14 protein-coding genes are annotated in these 19,180 nt (G+C 59.1%); 11 read left to right on the forward strand and 3 right to left on the reverse strand.

Features of this window, described 5'->3' with window-relative positions:
- Window positions 1–4: 4 nt before the first annotated feature.
- Together WA367_RS04190 and WA367_RS04195 are read right to left on the reverse strand one after the other, a co-directional pair.
- Window positions 5–1,240: an ABC transporter substrate-binding protein gene (locus tag WA367_RS04190; protein WP_336055549.1), complete on the reverse strand. Its 1,236-nt coding sequence runs from the start codon at window positions 1,238–1,240 to the stop codon at window positions 5–7.
- Window positions 1,241–1,329: 89 nt separating this feature from the next.
- Window positions 1,330–2,160, reverse strand: a complete 831-nt coding sequence (locus tag WA367_RS04195; protein WP_336055550.1) for a hypothetical protein — start codon at window positions 2,158–2,160, stop codon at window positions 1,330–1,332.
- Between the two features lie 213 nt (window positions 2,161–2,373).
- Here WA367_RS04195 and WA367_RS04200 point away from each other — a divergent pair, with 213 nt between their 5' ends.
- The 11 genes from WA367_RS04200 (at window position 2,374) to WA367_RS04250 (ending at window position 17,746) form a co-directional block, all read left to right on the forward strand.
- Window positions 2,374–3,900, forward strand: coding sequence for a sulfatase family protein (locus WA367_RS04200; RefSeq protein WP_336055551.1), 1,527 nt, complete (start codon window positions 2,374–2,376; stop codon window positions 3,898–3,900).
- An 11-nt stretch (window positions 3,901–3,911) separates the two neighbouring features.
- Window positions 3,912–5,066, forward strand: a complete 1,155-nt coding sequence (locus WA367_RS04205; protein ID WP_336055552.1) for a mandelate racemase/muconate lactonizing enzyme family protein — start codon at window positions 3,912–3,914, stop codon at window positions 5,064–5,066.
- Window positions 5,067–5,089: 23 nt separating this feature from the next.
- A complete protein-coding gene (locus tag WA367_RS04210) occupies window positions 5,090–7,027 on the forward strand; it encodes an ABC transporter substrate-binding protein (RefSeq protein ID WP_336055553.1) in 1,938 nt (645 codons plus the stop codon).
- Window positions 7,028–7,138: 111 nt separating this feature from the next.
- Complete coding sequence (locus WA367_RS04215; RefSeq protein ID WP_336055554.1) at window positions 7,139–8,122, forward strand: ABC transporter permease; 984 nt, start codon at window positions 7,139–7,141, stop codon at window positions 8,120–8,122.
- Window positions 8,119–9,273 carry an ABC transporter permease gene (locus WA367_RS04220; protein WP_336055555.1) on the forward strand — a complete coding sequence of 385 codons (1,155 nt, stop codon included), beginning with the start codon at window positions 8,119–8,121 and terminating at the stop codon, window positions 9,271–9,273. Before WA367_RS04215 ends, WA367_RS04220 begins: the two co-directional genes overlap by 4 nt.
- On the forward strand, window positions 9,248–10,282 hold the full coding sequence (locus WA367_RS04225; RefSeq protein ID WP_336056030.1) for an ABC transporter ATP-binding protein: 1,035 nt from the start codon (window positions 9,248–9,250) through the stop codon (window positions 10,280–10,282). The genes WA367_RS04220 and WA367_RS04225 overlap by 26 nt, the downstream gene beginning before the upstream one ends.
- Window positions 10,279–11,103, forward strand: a complete 825-nt coding sequence (locus WA367_RS04230; protein WP_336055556.1) for an ABC transporter ATP-binding protein — start codon at window positions 10,279–10,281, stop codon at window positions 11,101–11,103. The genes WA367_RS04225 and WA367_RS04230 overlap by 4 nt, the downstream gene beginning before the upstream one ends.
- Window positions 11,104–11,622: 519 nt before the next feature.
- Window positions 11,623–14,529 carry an autotransporter outer membrane beta-barrel domain-containing protein gene (locus WA367_RS04235; protein ID WP_336055557.1) on the forward strand — a complete coding sequence of 969 codons (2,907 nt, stop codon included), beginning with the start codon at window positions 11,623–11,625 and terminating at the stop codon, window positions 14,527–14,529.
- A gap of 148 nt (window positions 14,530–14,677) precedes the next feature.
- Window positions 14,678–15,730: an endonuclease/exonuclease/phosphatase family protein gene (locus tag WA367_RS04240; RefSeq protein WP_336055558.1), complete on the forward strand. Its 1,053-nt coding sequence runs from the start codon at window positions 14,678–14,680 to the stop codon at window positions 15,728–15,730.
- A gap of 87 nt (window positions 15,731–15,817) precedes the next feature.
- Window positions 15,818–16,402 (forward strand): hypothetical protein, encoded by a 585-nt coding sequence (locus tag WA367_RS04245; protein ID WP_336055559.1) that lies wholly within the window; start codon window positions 15,818–15,820, stop codon window positions 16,400–16,402.
- A 99-nt stretch (window positions 16,403–16,501) separates the two neighbouring features.
- Entirely contained in the window at window positions 16,502–17,746 is a 1,245-nt protein-coding gene (locus WA367_RS04250) for a glycoside hydrolase family 5 protein (RefSeq protein WP_336055560.1), read from the forward strand.
- Here the strand turns inward: WA367_RS04250 and WA367_RS04255 are convergent.
- Window positions 17,743–19,176, reverse strand: coding sequence for an FGGY family carbohydrate kinase (locus WA367_RS04255; RefSeq protein WP_336055561.1), 1,434 nt, complete (start codon window positions 19,174–19,176; stop codon window positions 17,743–17,745). The genes WA367_RS04250 and WA367_RS04255 overlap by 4 nt on opposite strands.
- Between the last annotated feature and the right edge of the window lie 4 nt (window positions 19,177–19,180).

The raw sequence follows: 19,180 nt of genomic DNA on the forward strand, positions 1-19,180 counted from the left end.
GCTCTCAGAGATTGTCTTCCACATTGTCATCCCAACGCTGCAGCGTGTCGGCATTGGGTGCGTCGAGGTTCAGAAGAAAGCCGGTCAGGCCGTCTTCCCACTCGCTCTGCAGCGACTTGGGGAACTCGAGGGTGGAGAAAGGCCAGAGGATTACCTCCCCCGCAGCTCGAGCCTCGCCATAAAGGCTAGCATTCTCCGGCATGCCGTTCGCGCCGCCTTCAAAGGGGCTGTAGGCACCTTCTTCCTGCAGGAGCACGTCTAGGTTTTCCGGCTTGGCAAAGAAGTCGACGAACTTGCGTGCGGCCTCAGCATTCGAAGCCTCCGTCGGGATGGCCCAACCCGGCCCCACGAGATCAAGTGCCAGCCCCTTGTCACTGTATCGGCTGGGCATGGGGGCGAAGGCGAAGTTCAGGCCATCGATGGAAGAAAATCGCTTCAGGTTCCATGCACCATGGGGAAGCATCGCGACGCGACCGGCAATGAATTCCTCGATAGCGGTCGACCATGGATCAAGACCTGCCTGCAGTTTGGGATCGAAACATTGCGCATCAACTAGCTCGCGCACCGAATTGAGCGAAGCCTCGAAGTTCTCGTCGCCGACGAATTTCCTTTCGCCGGAGCCATATTCGGCAGGCGAGACACCTTCGGGATCGATCGCGTTTGCGCCCACCCACAACATGGCCGGAAAGCCACCCGCAAAGATCATCGGGCTGATGCCTGCCTCGTTGAGCCTTCTGCAGGCTTCCCTGACTGCTTCCACCGTCAGCGGCACGTCGGTGATGCCGGCCTTCTCCAGAAGATCGAGATTGACGAAATTACCCATGCCGATGACTTCCAGCGGCATCATGTGCACCTTGTCATCGGGCGTGATGATGGCTCGCATCTGGGGGGCGATGCGTCCGTACCATTCGCTGTCCTGCCCGAGATCGGTCAGAAATCCGGCGTCGCCCCAAAGCTTGTCCAGCGCGGTATCGACCATCGTTACATCCGGCGGATTGCCGCCTTGCAGGCGCGGAGGAACAACCTTGTCCACATCCTTGCGCGCAACATAGTTCAGCTCGACCTTGATGCCGGGGTTCTCGCTCTCGAACTTTTCGATGAGCTGCGGGAGGCCGGCAGGTTCGGCTTCGTTGCCCTTCCATGCAACAACATCAAGTGTCACGTCCTGTGCGGCAGCCATCTGCGCAACGAAAGCAGTCATGGATGCGGCCAACAGCAGCCGACTTACGGGCAGTCTCATGGGTTCCTCCACATGTGTATCCAGCAACACGAGAGGAATAATACATTATTTGGTGTAATCGTACATTCTTTTTTACAAGTGTGGGGATTTCACTCCGTTAGCTCGATCAAGAGGCTCCATTGCCTCCTGCTTTCTGCCTCGAGCCAGGTGGCGTTTCCCGTTCGGAGAGCATGGTCCAGTCTGCCGAAGGGCAGGTTGGTGGGTTCGATCGCGACTTCATGGCGGGGAGCATCGGCAGGCCAGGACCCGTAGCACTCCCAAAGCCCGACATGGCGCACCGGTCCGTCGGGTGGAAAGTGGAAGCTGATGCTGCCGCTGCCGCATTCTCCGCGGATCCGAGCTACTGCTGCGCCGGGTATCGATGCGTATGACTTCGACAGGCGCTTCGAGCCCCAGGGATGCACGCGATCGGGATTGGTCGGATTGCCTTCCTCGTCGCGAAACTCGCTTCCAAGTCCCTCCCACTGAAAGACTTCCCCCGCCTTGCAATTGAGCAGGCAGTGCTGGCTCCATAGCCAGGGGAGCGGCCGGGGATGCTTGTTTGCAAGCTCGTAATCCAGATGGAGTCTGGGACCATCCAGCCGTATTTTGCGCCTGAAAGTGTAGAGTTCCGCCGCGTACTCCATGGACAAATGAGCGTTTGAGCAATCGATGCTCCAACTGCGGCCCCACAGGTCGCCGTGGTCACGAAGCGTGTCGCCCCATTCACTCACCGCGCAGCTTCCCACGGTCGGAAAGCACTCGTCCCACCCATAGGTGTGCATCCCGGAAAAGTCAGCCTCCTGATTTTCAGGAGGGCGCGGGACGCCGCGTATAAGCCATTCCCGCTTGCGCCTCAAATCGATCAGTGACGTGACACGACCAATGTTCGCATCGACGACGAGCGAAACCGCGTCATTTGAAATCTGGTGCAGTGACATTGACTCTCCCCGTTTGGTAGTACAAAAATAATATATGAAAATATTAAAAGAGCATATTAATTGTGGCTCTCGCGATATCTATCGCGCTGGCCGCTGTTCGTTTTCGCAGTGGGGCTGCGCAGCTTTCTCGCAATGAAGTCTATTAATGTATGGACAACATAAAATAATGTATGATTTTATGGAAAGCATGGATTGAGCTTTTTGGAGGGAATAATGGGGCGGAAGCCGAATGTGATCCTGATTTCGACCGATCAGCAGCGCGGCGACTGCATTGGTCCGGAAGGACGCGGCGTCAGGACGCCCAATATCGATCGTCTCGCAGAGCGGGGAGGTCGTTTTACCAATTGCATCACGCCCCATCCGATGTGCCAGGCCGCACGCGCCTCCATCCTGACCGGCAAGCTGCCCTACTCCCATGGCGTTCGCGACAATGGCCGTGATCTTGATCCGGCTTTCGCGGAAGAGGGGCTGGCCGGCATTTTCGCTCGCGCCGGTTATGAAACCCGCTTCATCGGCAAGGCCCATTTTTCCTCGCAGCAGACATTTGAGCCGACGGGCAAGCCGGAATGCTATGACAGCGCCAAGGATTACCCGAAGGAGTGGAACGGCGAATATTTCGGCTTCGAGAAGGTCGAGATGATGCTGCGTCCGCACCATCACACCCGCTGGTACGAGCCGCCACAGGCCCTGCACTACGAGTATTGGCTGGATGAGGACGGCAAGGGAAAGCAGCGTTGGGACCGGGCCAAGGATGCGCTTGAGCCGCAGACCGCCCATTTCCAGGCCTGGCGTTCGGCGCTTGAGGAAGAGTGGCATTCAACCCCTTGGGTCGGAGAGCGCACGCTGTCCATGCTGGAAGAAGAGCGCGACCGGCCGCTCTTTGCCTGGGTCTCCTTTCCCGATCCACACCCGCCGTTTCTCGCGCCGAAGCCATGGTGCGACATGTACGATCCGGCTGAAGTGCAGATCGCGCGTCATCCCGAGCTTGATCTTGAAAAGCGGCCTTGGTGGCACAAGGCCTTTCTTGATGAGCGGGCGCGGAACACGCTTGGCGCCGAGCACAACAGCGGCGGCGTGGACTGGGGCAAGAAGGGTGAGCTGAGCACTGAGGCCCTGCGCGACATTACCGCCATCTATTTCGGCATGATCTCGGCCGTCGACCATCAGGTCGGGCGCATCGTCGAGAAGCTCGAAGCTGCAGGCGAGCTGGACAACACGATCATCATCTTCATCAGCGATCACGGCGAATGGCTGGGCGACCACGGGCTGCTGCTCAAGGGGCCGATGCTTTACGACGGACTTTTGCGCGTGCCGGGCATCATCGCCGGTCCCGGCGTGCCTCAAGGCAGGGTGATCGACGATCCCGTAAGCACCATCGATGTGCGGGCAACGCTAGCGGAGCTTTGTTCTCTTGAAGCTGCACCCGATCATGGCAAGTCCTGGATCCCGCTTCTGGAAGGGCGCGAAACGCGCGAATTCGCGCTGTGCGAATACGAGGTGGATGCGCGCCGCAGCGGTGTCGATCTCGACCTGATGACCGTCAGGACCAAGACGCACCGCATGTCGGTCGATCTCAGGACGGACACCGGCGAACTCTACGACATCAAGAACGACCCCGACGAGATGAACAATCTCTTCGACGATCCCAATGCGCAGTCCGTGCGAAAGGAACTCATGTCCATGATCAAGAGCAGGCCCGCAGACCAGATACCCGTCGCACCGCGCGTCGGCTGGCACTGAGGGGACGAGAGATGACCAAGATCGCATCGATCGAGCCGCTTCTGGCACGTGTGGGCAAACGCAACCAGCTTCTGGTTCGCGTCGAGACCGAGGACGGCATCGTGGGCTGGGGCGAGTCCGGCCTTTCCAGCAGGGAGGACGCTGTCACTGCCACGATAAATCATTTTGCATCCTTCCTGATCGGTCAGGATTCCCGGCGGATCGGGCGCATCTGGCAGGAGGTCTATCGCAGCCAGTATTTCGAGGGTGGCCGCGTCTTCACTGCAGCACTTTCGGCCATCGATATCGCGCTTTACGACATTCTGGGCAAAAGGCTCCAGGTGCCGGTCTACCAGCTTCTGGGCGGACGACAGCGCGACAAGGTGCCTTCCTTCGGTTGCGCGACCGCGGATGACTTCGACGACATGCGTCGCGACATCAAACGGCTGACCGAGCTTGGCTGGGACTGCGTGCGCATTTCGCCGGGATATTTCAACGGCGATGGCATTTTCGAGCCGCGCAAATCAATCGCCCGCTCCGCCGAGATGCTTCTGGAACTGCGGTCCGAGTTCGGACGCGAACTGGTTTTGGGCATCGACTACCATCATCGCTTGAGTGTCGCCGAAGCAGCGAGTTTCTGCGCGATGCTCCAGCCGGAAACGCTCGATTTTCTCGAAGAGCCCATCCGCTGCGAGACACCGGAAGCCTATGCGACGCTGCGCGGCATGACGCAGATACCCTTCGCTGTCGGCGAGGAGTTCGCGTCCAAATGGCAGGCGGCGCCGTATATCGAGCAGGGTCTGACCCAATATATGCGTCTCGATATCTGCAATATCGGCGGTTTCACCGAAGCCATGAAGGTCGCAGGCTGGTGCGAACGTCATTACATCGACCTCATGCCGCACAATCCTCTCGGACCGATCTGCACGGCGGCAACGGCACATCTTGGCGTGGCAGTTCCGAACTGGAGCTGGGTGGAGACACGCCAGGCGCCGACAGAGGATCTGGGCTTCCACGACCCGGAACTGTTCCCCACACAGATCGAGCTTGATGGCCCGTTCTATGTGGTGCCCGACACACCGGGTCTGGGCGTGGAAGTCAATGAAGAACTTATCCGATCCAGAACCGCGAGCCATGTCGAACCGCCACACCTCGTGCGGCCGGATGGCTCGGTGACCAACTGGTAGCAACCAAAAAGGGAGGAGACCTGATGTTGCACTACATTTCGAACCGGAGGAGGAGGGGACTTGCCGCCTTCGCTGCAAGTCTTGCGATAACCATTGCCTTGCCGGCCTGGGCCTATGAGCAGGCACCGATGCTGGATGCCAAGGTGGAGGCAGGCGAGCTTCCCCCCGTGGATGAGCGCTTGCCCGAAGAACCACTGGTGATGGAAGTGGTCGAACAGCCCGGCGAATATGGCGGCACCATGCGCCGCGCCATTCTTGGCGGCGGCGACCAGCATAATTTCGTGCGCACCATCGGCAGCGACAATCTCGTGCGTTGGGATGTCAACTGGACGGAAGTGAAGCCGAATATCGCCAAGAGCTGGGAGATTTCCGAAGACGCGACGACGTTTACCTTCAAGCTGCGGGAAGGCATGCGCTGGTCCGATGGCGAACCGTTCAGCGCCGATGACATCATGTTCTGGTACGAGGACGTGTTTCTCAACGAGAAGCTGACGCCGACAAAAGATCCGAATTTCGTGGGCCCCGAAGGCCCGGTGAAGGTCACGAAGATCGACGACTATACCGTCGAGTTCAAATTCGGGTCGCCCAATGGTCTGTTCCTGCAGAACCTCGCCTATGGTTTCGGCTACTATCCGACGGTGTTTCCCAAGCACTATCTCGAGCAGTTTCACGAGAAGTACAATCCCGACATCCAGAAGCTGGTGGATGCCGAGCCGGCGGCAGCCGATTGGGTGCAGCTTTTCAATCTGAAGGCGGGTCCGCTCGATACGCCGCTCTTCTGGCAGAATCCGGAACGGCCAACGTTGCACGCCTGGACACTGACGAATTCCTATGGGTCGGTCGACCGCGTCGAAGCCGTGCGTAACCCGTATTACTGGAAGGTCGACGAGAAGGGTCAGCAGCTGCCCTACATGGATCGCATCACATATGATCAGGTGGAAGATGTGGAGACGATCCTGCTGAAAGCCTTCAATGGCGAGATCGACTACATGAACCGCCATGTCGGGCGGCCCTCCTATCGTGCAGTGCTGACCGACAATCAGGAGCGCGGCAAGTATCGCTTTTTCGAGACCAACGACCTGCCGTCCAACACGATGATCCTGATGCTCAACCTCAACAACAAGGATGAGGTGAAGCGCAAGGTGGTCAATGACAAGAACTTCCGCATCGGCCTAAGCCATGCCGTGAACCGTCAGGAGATTATTGACCTTCTGTATTTCGGCTCAGGCAAGCCTGCCCAGACGGCACCGCAGCCCAATTCCGACCTTTACAAGGAGTGGTATGCGAAGCAGTTCACCGAATACGATCCGGAAAAGGCGAACGAGTATCTGGACAAGGTACTCCCGGAGAAGGACGCCGAGGGTTACCGGTTGGGGCCGGATGGAAAACGGTTTTCGCTGATCTTCCTGGTCGCTGACGTTTTCGGGCTGCAATATCCCGACGCGATGGAGCTCATCCAGGCTTATGCGGCTGATGTCGGGATCGATATTCAGGTTCGCGCAACAGACCGTGCCCGCCTGATTTCCATCCACACATCCAACGATCAGGACGCCTATCTGTGGAACTGCTCGGGCGGTCAGGCCGACGCCTATACGAGCCCGCTTTGCTACGTTCCAATGCCGAGCAACTCTGTCAGCTGGGCGCGCGAATGGGCCAAGTGGGGCATCGACAACACCAAGGGAGAGGAACCGCCTGAAGAGGTCAAAGCGATCTTCAAGGCCTATGATGAGGTGAAGGCTGCAGCCACGCCTGAAGAGCAGAAGAAGGAGATGCAGGAAGTCCTAGATCTCGCGATGGAGCAGCTCTTCACGATCGGTCTCGTACAGAATGACCCTGCCTTCGGCATTGCCCGCAACAATGTGCGCAACGTGCCCGATCCGCTACCGATCGCGGGTCAGCTCTGGTACCCGGCGCCTTATACAGCGCAGATGTATTTCGAGGGTGGCGATAACCTTCCGTGATCGTCGACGGTTCCGGTCGCAAGGCCGGAACCAGCCTGACAAATGCTCACCGGCGCCGGTTCGTGAAGCCGCACTGGTGGGCCTGTTCCTCAAGAAAAGGGCACGGAAGCGATGTACGGCTTTCTCACACGCCGGATCCTGTACATGATCCCGACACTGTTTCTGGTGTCGATCGTTACCTTCATCATCATCCAGCTGCCGCCGGGCGACTATCTGGATACGCTAGCTGCCGAAATGGGCGAGGCCGGCGTGGACAATGTCGGCGTGATGGAGGCCTTGCGCGAACAATATGGCTTGGGCCAACCGATATATGTCCAGTACTGGAAATGGATGTCGGGCATATTGTTCGAAGGCAATTTCGGGCTGTCTTTCGAAAAGAACAGGCCGGTGAACGATCTCATCTGGGACCGCCTTGGCTGGACCTTCGCCATATCCATCCTGACGCTTCTCTTCATCTGGATGACGGCGCTTCCCATCGGCATCTATTCGGCGGTGCGGAAATACTCGGTCGGCGACTATGTCGCGACCTTTTTCGGCTTCCTCGGACTGGCCGTCCCGAACTTCCTGCTCGCGCTGGTGATGATGTATGTCGCCTTCAAATATTTCGGGCAAAGCGTCGGTGGCCTCGTCAGCCCGCAATATGTCAATGCGCCCTGGTCGTGGGACAAGTTCGTGGACTTGCTCCAGCATATCTGGATGCCCGTCTTCGTGGTGGGAACGTCCGGTGCGGCTGCGCTCATCCGCATCATGCGGGCAAATCTTCTGGACGAGCTTTACCGGCCTTATGTGGTCACTGCGCGCGCAAAGGGCATGAGCGAGTTCCAGCTTCTGATGCGCTATCCGGTGCGCGTGGCGCTCAACCCTTTCGTCTCGACGATCGGCTGGATTTTGCCGACGCTTGTGTCGGGTGAAATCATCGTTGCCGTGGTGATGGATCTGCCTACCACAGGGCCGCTCCTGCTGCGCGCGCTGCTGGTACAGGACATGTATCTGGCCGGATCTCTCATCCTCATCGTTTCGGTGCTGACTGTTATCGGCACTCTCATATCCGACCTGCTACTTGCTTGGGTCGACCCCAGGATACGCTACCAATGACCTTCACTCAGAACGCTATCGTCAATGAGGTGGAAGACGGTGCTGCGGCCGAAGTGACGCCCGTCACCCTTGGCCCGTGGGCGCTGATCTGGCGCAAGTTCCGCCGCCACAAGCTCGCAATGGTTGGCGGAATCATCGTGATCCTCATCTACCTCGTTGCAATCTTTGCCGAGTTTCTGGCGCCCAAACCCATTGACGAAACCAGCGTGCGTCACACCTTCGCGCCGCCAACCCCGATCGGCTTTTTCGTCAAGGATGAAGACGGAAAAAACCGCTTCCAGCTTCACGTCAAGGGTTTGAAGATGGAGATCGACCGACAGGCCATGCGACGCACCTTCGTCGTGGACGAGGAGAAGATCGTTCCGATCGGCTTCTTCGTGCGTGGCTACAGCTACCACCTGCTGGGCCTGTTCGAGACGAACCTGCATTTGTTCGGGCCCAAGAACCCGCGTGACAAGATGTATCTGTGGGGTGCGGACAGGCTGGGCCGTGATGTGTTCAGCCGGGTGGTCGTGGGTACGCGCATATCTATGTCCATCGGCCTTGTCGGCGTTGCTCTGTCGCTCGTCATCGGCGTCCTGATGGGCGGCGTGTCCGGCTATTTCGGTGGCTGGGTGGACACGGCCGTGCAGCGTTTCATCGAGTTTCTCCGCTCGGTGCCGACCATTCCTCTGTGGATGGGGCTGGCAGCGGCAATCCCGCTCGACTGGCCGCCGCTTCGCACCTATTTCGTGGTGACCCTGATCGTCTCGATGATCGGCTGGACGACGCTTGCTCGTGAAGTGCGCGGCAAGTTTCTGTCCCTGCGCAACGAGGACTTCATAACGGCGGCACGGCTGGACGGGCTGACCCACATGCAGGTGATCCTCAAGCACATGGTGCCATCCTTCTCCAGCCACATCATCGCTTCACTGACCTTGGCTGTGCCGTTGATGATCCTCGCCGAGACCTCGCTTTCGTTCCTCGGGATCGGCCTTCAGCCACCCATCGTGTCGTGGGGTGCGCTGTTGAAGGAAGCGCAGAATATCCGCTCGATCATCGAGGCACCTTGGCTGCTGATTGCACCCGGCTCCGTCATCGTCGTGGCGGTTCTTGCCCTCAACTTTCTGGGAGATGGACTTCGTGATGCCGCAGACCCCTACGCAAACTGAAGCGGTCGGCGACACGCTCGTCGAAATCCGCAACCTGCAGACCCACTTCTTCACCCATGATGGCGTGGTGAAGGCGGTTGACGGCGTTGACCTCACCGTCCGTGACGGGCGCACATTGTGCATCCTCGGGGAGAGTGGCTGCGGAAAGTCGATCATGGCTCGCTCCATCCTGCGCATCGTGGATGCGCCGGGACGGATCGTGGGTGGTGAGATCATCTATCAGGCGAAGGACGGCAGAACCGTCGACCTCGCCGCTGCTCGCCCCGGCTCGCGTGCTTTGCGTGAGATCCGCGGCAGCGACATAGCCATGATCTTCCAGGAGCCGATGACGTCACTCGGTCCCATCCAGAAGATCGGAAAGCAGATCACCGAAACAATCCACCTGCATCGCAAGGTTACGAAGGCAGAGGCGAAGGAGATCGCGCTCGACATGCTTGATCGTGTCGGCATTCCCGATCCGCGGCGCTGCTTCGATTCCTATCCCTTCGAGCTTTCAGGCGGCATGCGCCAGCGGGCAATGATCGCGATGGCGCTTTGCTGCCAGCCTCGCCTGCTGATCGCCGATGAACCCACCACAGCGCTTGATGTCACCACGCAGGCGCAGATCCTCGACCTGATCGCCGACCTCAAGGAAGAGTTCGGCATGGCCGTCATGCTGATCACGCATGATCTGGGCGTCGTCGCCGAAGTCGCCGAGGATGTTGCGGTGATGTATATGGGCCGGGTCGTGGAGAAGGGCGACGTCTATTCCATCTTCGAGAAGCCGCGTCATCCCTATACGCAGGCGCTTTTGAAGTCGGTCCCGCGGCTGGGTGCCGCCCAACAGCACCGCCTCCCCACCATCAGGGGAATGGTACCGCATCCCCTGGCGCGTCCGAGCGGTTGCTCATTCAGAACGCGCTGCGACCATTTCATGCCCGGAATATGCGATAGGCGCGAACCCGAACTGCTGGCAGTGGACGACACACAGGCCGCCTGCTTCCTCTATGAAAAGGAGTTGGCACAATGAGCGACATCCTTCTGAGCGTGCGCAACCTCTCCCTGCACTACCCGCTGAGGGAAGGGGTGTTGAAGGCGGTCGACGACGTCTCCTTTGACGTGCGCCGTGGCGAGACCTTCGGCATTGTTGGTGAAAGCGGATCTGGCAAGACGACGCTTGGCCGCTGCATAATGCGCATCCTCAATCCAACTTCCGGCGAGGTCATCTATCGCGGTGATCCGCGCGGCGAGACGGATCTGGTGGGTTTGTCCGACAGCGAACTGCGCGAAATCTGGCGCCAGATCCGTATGGTTTTCCAGGACCCGCAATCCTCGCTCAATCCGCGGCTGCCGGTCCTTGAACTCATCGGCCAGGCGCTGCGAACGAGTGAGGGGCTTTCGGGCAAGGCTCTGGCTGACCGGGTGGCACAACTCCTGAAGGATGTGGGTCTGAGACCGGAAATCCTGCACCGTTACCCGGCGGCATTCTCTGGCGGCCAACGCCAGCGGATCGGAATTGCGCGAGCTTTGGCAACCAGCCCGCAGCTCGTGATCGCGGACGAAGCGGTCTCGGCCCTCGATGTCTCGATCCAGGCGCAGATCCTGAACCTGCTGCAGGACCTTCAGGAGCAGTATCAGCTCACCTATATCTTCATCGCACACGATCTGGCCGTGGTCGAACATATCTGCGACCGGGTGGCGGTGATGAAGCGTGGACGGATCGTGGAGCTGGCTGATAAGCGGACCCTCTTCGACAATCCGCAACACGAATATACCCGCTCGCTGCTGGATGCGGTTCCGATCCCCGATCCGAGGCTACGCACGCGAGGGACACGGCAACCTGTAGCGTGAACACTAGGCTCCCACCGGCTGGATTTTCTATCGGTTGTCCTGCCAGCCGGGATGGACCGCCCGTTCAGCTGAGTATCTCAGAAGGCGTAGCAGAACACGAGCTGGCGGATAACTGCCTGCGTCACCCGGCGTAGGCAAGCGGAATTGGAGCCAAAGGCCCGCACGACAGTCGGGACTGCGGTTCCTCGGCTCTGCCTGCAGATTGGAAGGGTTCGAGTGTCTGGTTACAGGCTTGGCCCGAAAGGTAGGCACCTGAAAGATCAATCCACCGGTTTCAAGCCTCAGCCTCAAGCAGGGCTCGGATCAATTCAGCCTGCCGCGTCCCTCCCACTTTTTCGAAAATGCTCGTGAGTTGTGTGCGGGCGGTGTTGATCGACACACCGCAGCGATTGGCGGCTGCGGCGCGGCCATCACCCGCGAGCATCTCCAGGGCAAGTCTCCGCCTCGGGAAGCACTCTCACGATCGGGTACTCAAGCGGTAGCGAGGGCACCCTCATTATCGCGGATGGTCTTGTTGACGTGGGCCAAACAACGACGCTCGGTGACCGCAACGGCTCCACTGGCGTTCTCGACATCACTTCTGCAAGCGGGCAATTGCAAACCAGAAACCTGTTCGTTGGCGATGGGGGAACGGGCACCGTCGATGTCATCGACGGTACGGTAACAGTCGTTGTCGACATGACCGTGGGCGCACAGGCGGGCAGCAGCGGCGAGGTCGTCAATGACGGAGGCGTGATCGATGTCGGGTTCGATCTTTCCGTCGGTGATTCCGGCACCGGAACGATGGTCATCGAAAACGGAGGCACGTTGTCGACGGGTGGTTTCACCAATATTGGCGAAATCACCGGCATGGGAGCACTGACCGTTACGGGCAACGGCACCACCTGGAACATCGGTAACCTGACCTATGTCGGCACCGGCGGGACGGGCAACATTGTGATCTCCGATAATGCCCAGGTGAATGACAGCGGCTTCGCCCTTTATCTGGGTACACACGACAGCGCCGGGCTCGGCACCTTGCAGATCAACAATGCCGACTGGAGCAATGTTGGCCAGGTCTTGCTTGGTGGTGATCCAGGCGCACATGGGGAGTTGACGATCGAGGCGGGCGGTACGCTTTCCTCTGTCGATCATGTCTTCATCGGGGATCTCGGCGATGGAGATGCGCGCGTTGCCGGCAATGGTTCACGACTGTCAGCAGCCGGAGGCCTCTATCTCGGCAACTCGGTTGGCGGTACGGGCGCACTGAGGATAGAGGATGGTGGCGAAGTCGTTATCGGCGACAATATCACCATCGCTGCTGATGACAGCACCGTTGGGACTTTGGATATAACGGGAGAGTTGTCCCGCCTGGAAACTGGCAATGAGTTGCTGGTTGGCGATCGCGGCACGGGCACCCTCAACATCACCGATGCCACCGTATTTGCCGATTCCACGGTAACTCTGGGATATGCGCCTGATGGCGAGGGAACGGTGCTTGTGGACGGAGCCACGGCCAGCCTCAGCAGCAACTCCTGGCTCTTCATTGCCGAAGAAGGCACCGGCAGCCTGACCATCTCCAATGGCGGGACCGTCAGCGTGTCGGACAGAGCCTATCTGGGATACAATACAAGCTCCGACGGCGTGCTGAACATCGGTGCTGCAGCAGGCGCGACTGCCGAGGGAGCTGGTACGCTTGAGGCGGCAGAGCTCTGGTTCGGCGACCACGAAGATGCCAAACTGATCTTCAATCACACGAATACCGGCTACGTGTTTGAAGCCGACATGATCGGCGAAGGTCGCATTTACCATCGCGCTGGTGAAACGCTACTGGCGGGCGATTCTTCCGGGTTCTCCGGGGTCACCTCGATTTCCGGTGGTACCCTGCTTGTCAATGGCAGCCTTGGGGGAAACGTCGTCGCAATGAGTGGCGGCGTCTTGGGCGGGTCAGGTACGCTATCGGGCCTGGTTGCAATGGAGTCAGGTGGCGTTCTGGCGCCGGGCAACTCCATCGGCACCGCTCATGCCGGCAGCATGATCGTTAATCCCGGTTCGATCTATGAGGTCGAGATCAAGGATGGCGGCAACACTGCCGGGATACACAACGACCTTCTGGAGGCCAGCGGTGCGGTGACGATCAATGGTGGCACCGTGCATGTGACGCCGGAAAACGGGACCGACAATGGCTCTGGCTATACCGCACCGAACACCTACACGATCCTCACAGCGAGCAGCATCACGGGCACGTTCGACGATGTGACGGACGATTATCTCTTCCTGGACTTTACCGACAGCTATGATGCCGAGAATGTTTATCTGACCTCAGAGCAGGTTGCAGATGTCTCAGACATAGCTGACACCCCTAACCAGGAGGCCGGTGCGCCGGCTCTGGAAGACCCCGAGAGCGATAACCCGGTTCATGAAGAGCTGATCGGGCTCGCCGGGAACGAAGAGGACGCCCGCGCCGCTTTGGACGATCTCACCGGCGAGATCCATTCAAGTGCAAAAACCGCGCTTCTGGATGATAGCAGATTTCCCCGTGAGGCAGCGATGGATCGGCTGCGCTTTGCATTGGGTGGTGTGGCAATCCAAAACAGCGGTCAAGCCGATAGTCGGCTTGCTGCAAGAACCGGCATCTGGAGCCGGGGTTTCGGCTCCTGGAGCCAATGGGCCGATGACGGCAATGCCGCAGCGATGGACCGAAGCATTGGCGGGTTCCTTATGGGCGGCGATGCTCCAATGTGGGATAATGCACGACTTGGTGTATTGGCTGGCTATTCCCGCTCGAGCTTCAAGGTCTTTGAGCGCGAGTCCTCTGCCACAGCAGACACCTATACTCTAGGCGTCTATGGCGGCGGCAATTGGGAGGCGCTCACGCTGACGGGAGGGCTTGCCCATAGCTGGCATAGTCTCGCCACGTCGCGATCTGTGGCCTTTGCCGACTTTTCTGACAGGCTTGCGGCAGACTACAGCGGTCGGACCCTGCAAGCTTGGGGTGAGGCAGCCTATAGCTTCAAGACCCAGATCGTCCAATTCGAGCCATTCGTCAATGTGGCCCATGTGCATCTAACGAACGAAGCCTTCACCGAGCGTGGCGGCGCAGCGGCGCTGAATATAGGTTCAACCGGTGTCGACGCGACCTTCACGACGCTTGGTCTGCGTGGGCAAACCGAGGTCGCGCTTGGCAACGCCTACGGCACATTGCGCGGTATGGTTGGATGGCGGCACGCTTTCGGCGACGCTCCTACTTCCCAAACGGCTTTTGCCTCCGGTGGTGGATCCTTTTCGATCGCAGGTGTTTCGCCTGCGCAGGACAGTCTGATCGTCGATATCGGATTGGACCTAAATCTTGCAGAAGACGCGACGCTGGGTTTTGCCTATGGCGGCCGGTTCGGCTCGTCGGTTCAGGAGCATTCGGCGAGTATCGATCTGAACCTGCAGTTCTGAGAACGGTAAGCGTGAGCTTGCGCACGTTTTGTGCTTGGCACCGTCGCTTGACCCTGGACGGCAGTCCGCATCTTGAACTGCGCTTATCGAATGCTGCCAGGGAACCGAGTTGCGTTCAATCAGGTTGCTTTTGAAAGGGAGCGGCTTGATGAAGAACTATCTTGCCTATTTCACGGCGTTGGCAATCGGTCTCCTGGCATTCGCCAGCTTCATCACGCTCATCGAGACCAATGTCTGGTGGGTGCGGATGGCAGATTTTCCGCGTCTCCATTACCTGGTGTTGCTTCTGGCCTTGCTCGGGCTCCTGTTATGGTTTGGACGCCAAACTCTCCCGCTTCTGTTCTTTTTCGGGGCGCTTGGCACCGGTGCAGCGCTCTACAATGGCTACAAGCTTTACCCCTATCTTCCAGGAACGGAATCGGCCGCAGCGCGGTGTGAGGCTGACAAACAAATTTCCGTTCTGGTGGCCAATGTGAGGCTGCAAAACCGCAGCGCAGACCCGCTTCTGGACATCATCCGCAGCCACGATCCGGATCTTGTTCTGGCCCTTGAAACCAACGAATGGTGGGATCAGGCCCTCGCGCCGCTCGAAGACCGGATGCCGCACACGGTGAAACAGATCACTGGCGGTTATTTTGGCATGCACCTCTTCTCCCGCCTGCCGCTCACGAATGCGGAAGTTCTGAAGCCCGTGGACCAGGACACGCCAGCAATTGTCGCCGATATCGAACTACCCTCAGGAGCCCTCCTGCACTTCATGGGATTGCATCCCCGTCCACCACATCCCGGTCAGCGCTCGGTCGGCCGCGACGCGCAACTGATGTGGGCAGCCCTTACCTCGCGCGATTCCGAGCGTCCTGTCATCCTGGCGGGTGATTTGAATGCGGTGCCCTGGGAGAAAACGAATGAGAGGCTGCAACGCGTCGGAGGTTTCATCGATCCACGACAGATTTACGGTTACAAGACCTCCTACGACGCGAAGAGCTGGTGGATGTATTGGCCGCTAGACCAGGTTCTACACCAGGATCAATTGACGGCTATTTCATTTGAGGTTCTGCCCGGTTTCGGTTCGGACCATTACCCAATTCTGGTGGACCTGTGCGCAAGACCTTCGCCGACCGCACCGCCAGCACTGGAAGGTGACGACCTTGAGCAAGCCCGCCATGACATCGCGCTAGCCCGGAGGAGGGCGTCCGAGTGACTGCGCGCCGGTTTGCCTCATCCGGACAAGAAGCTAGACTGAAGCTTGCTATGGCGCTCTGTTGCGCGGATCTCGGAGGGGAAGGGGATGATGTTTCGTATGGCACTGGCTGCCGGTAGTCTGGCCGCATGTCTTGCACCGGCTGCGGCAGATTGCCGGCAGGATGTGCAGGACCTTTTGAAAGCCGCCGAGGAGTGGACCGATTACCGGATCACCACCGAAACCCTCATGGGTGGCGCAGCGGTCCAGCACAGCACGCAGCATTATGCCGACTACAGTCACTTCTACCAACATGTGGAGGAGACGGGCGTCCACTGGCTGGTGCTGGGAAATCAGGAATATCTTTCGAAGGATGGCGTAACCTTCGCTCAACACAAGGAGAGGCCTGAAAACTGGCTCGAAGAGCAGATGGCGCTTAACGCGGCCGTCCGCGAGAGCGTACGCGACGCCCAGTGCAGCACGGTAGAACTCGATGGGAAACCGCACCGGCTGTTGCATCACGTCCAGGAAACGAAAGAGCCTGTTGAAACCATCTCTGTCGTGCAGTCATGGGTGGATGAAGCATCTGGAAGGCTTGTTCGCCGCGAGGCCGAAACCGAAGCCCACGGCCAGAAATTCTCGATGATCTATGTCTATGAGTGGAACATGAATGTAACGCTGCCCGACCCATGAGGATGCGCAAGCAGGAGCATTAACGCCAATTGCAGGTAGCGAAAGCGGCTGCACACGGATCGTGTTAGGTGACATCGACCGTTCCGGAGATTGCCGCTGATGAAACTCGCATTTTCCCTTCTTGTTGCTGCAACAGCCGCACTCGCCTCCATGCAGATGCCTGTCTCGGCAGGGGAGTTCACGGCAAAGCGTGGTCTCAATCTGGACCTGTGGAACATCTGGCCGCAGGAGGCCGACTGGGGCAGACACGGTGTGCTTCTGCCCTTCCCGGAATGGCGCCGCACCATCACGGACGAGCATGTGACATTGATCCGCGACAGTGGCTTCGATTTCGTGCGGATGCCGGTCGACCCGCTGCCGTTCCTGTCGCGCCGATCAAGGCATCTGCGCGAAGACCTGCTCGATTCCATCGAGGATGGGATCGCCTTCTTCACCGAGCGTGGTCTGAAGGTGCTTGTTGACCTGCACCCCATTCCCCGAGGGCAGGACCGTTTCGCCGGCGTGGTCGAGATACTTAACGATGATGATCTCTTCGATGAGTATCTCGACGTCGTCTCAAGCCTCGCGAAGAGAATAGGCTCCAGTGATCCCCAGGCCGTCGCATTCGAACTGATGAACGAGCCGGTGATGGGGTGTAAGGGCAAGGATGCAGCAGACTGGCAGAACTTGCTGAAGAGGCTCCATGGTGCGGCCCGCAAGGCCGCACCCGAGACAACCCTGGTGCTGAACGGAGCCTGCTGGGGCAGCGCGGAGGGGCTGGCCGCCCTCGATCCCGAAAGTGTCGACGACAGCAACGTTATCTGGGGTTTTCACGCCTACGCGCCCTTCATTCTCACCCATCAGGGCGCGCTTTGGGCTGGCGACTTCATCAAATATGTCACGGGCTTGCCTTACCCGCCCCACGAGCATGAGGCGCAGTACGCAGAGGCTGTAGCCGCGGCGAAAGAGCGGATTAGGCAAAATGCTCCTGCTTTGAGAGAAGGCGGCATGCTTGCCTATTTCGATGAGCTTCTGGCTGAGATCGATACGCCTGAAAAGCTGCGATCCGTGATCGAGGCTCCTTTCAACATTGTCGATGCCTGGGCCGCCGAACATGACATTGCACCGGAGGATATCATCCTCAGCGAGTTCGGCATGATCCGGCAGGAATATGGAAACCCTTACGTGATGGAGCCGCAATGGCGCGCGGATTTCATCCGCGACGTGGCCACGCTTGCGGAAAAGCGCGGCTATGCATGGGCACTATGGGGCTATGGCGGCGCATTTGGAACGGTAGAAGCATTCGGCGGCGAACGAGCCGAGCCGCACATCCTGGATATGGTGAAAGCCCTGCCGCGCGACTAGGGGCGGGAGGCGCCAGCAGCTTCCAACGCGAGCGACACGATCTTTTCGAATTGCGGCAGCAGATGCTGCAGTTCCCGTTCCGGTGTGACTGTATCGCATGACACTTCGGCATCATCGGCAACGTCAAATACATCGCCTGCCAGGGCTATGGTGCCAAGGCCCGTAACTTCGGGCATGACGGCAGGCGAAATGGTGCGGCCGGAAACATCTGCCAGGAACTGTGCGAAATAGCGGTTATGGCTCATGCCTCCATCGATCCTGATGGTCTGTGCGAGTGGCATGATCTCATTCATACGCTTCATCACCTGGCAGGTCCTCAGCGCTATTCCTTCCAGAATTGACTGGACCATGTCACCCGCACCGTGCTCGAGAGCCATTCCGGACCACATGCCGCGCGCATTCGGGTTCCAATAGGGGCAGCCAAGACCTGCCAGCGCGGGTACGAAGAACAACCCCCTCTCGGCGGCGCTCTTCCTGTCGAATGATGAGACATCCTCGAATTCGGTGAAGAGGCCAAGTGACTTTCCCCAGTTCAAGGCGGCACTGGCAGTAAAGACACCCCCATCAATCGCATAAACCGGATTCTGCCCGTTCAACTGCCAGGCAACCGTGGGAAGCAATCCTATCTCGTGCCGCCTGATGATTTCCTCGCCAGTGACCATCAGAGCGAAGGCTCCGGTTCCGAAGGTGATCTTGGCTTCGCCCCTTTCCCGGCAGCCAAAGCCGTAAAGGGCCGCCTGTTGATCCACCACACTTGCGGTGACGGGAAGGTGAGAGCCGTTGATCGCGAGGGCACCGAAATCGCCCGTGGTGGGCGTGATGGTGGGCAGGCACTCGATCGGAACACCGAAGAGGTCGCATAATTGCGGGTCCCACGAAAGCGTATGCAAATTCATCAGCGATGTCCGGCTGGCGGTCGTGACATCGGTCACAAATCTGCCGGTCAGCCGGTCAAGGAAGAATGCGTCCGTGGTGCCCAGGCGCAAACTTCCGTTTTCAAGCGCATTTCGGGCTGCCGGGAGATGAGCGACGATCCAGCCGAGCTTGCTCGCGGAAAAGTAAGGGTCCAGCGGCAGCCCGGCGCGGGCAAGCACCTCCTTTTCCGTGTCATCCATTTTCAACTGCGCCAGTCGCTGCGCCGTGCGGCTGTCCTGCCACACGATAACGGGTGACAAAGCTTCCTTCGTGCGGGCGTCCCACGCCAGGCAGCTTTCGCCCTGGTTGGCGAGGCCGAGTGCTGCTGCGCCACCTAGGGCTTCACCACACTTCAGGATGTTCTCAATCAGCTCCTCGGGATCGTGTTCCACCCATCCCTCATGGGGATAGTGCTGCTGGTGCCTGATCGAGTGGACAACTTCGACGGCACCACCGGGTTTTCTCATCAGCGCACGGGTGCTTGTCGTGCCTTGGTCAATTGCGGCCAGCTTCATCTGT

It is taken from the genome of Nitratireductor sp. CH_MIT9313-5 (genome assembly GCF_037029545.1).
GTDB lineage: Bacteria > Pseudomonadota > Alphaproteobacteria > Rhizobiales > Rhizobiaceae > Chelativorans.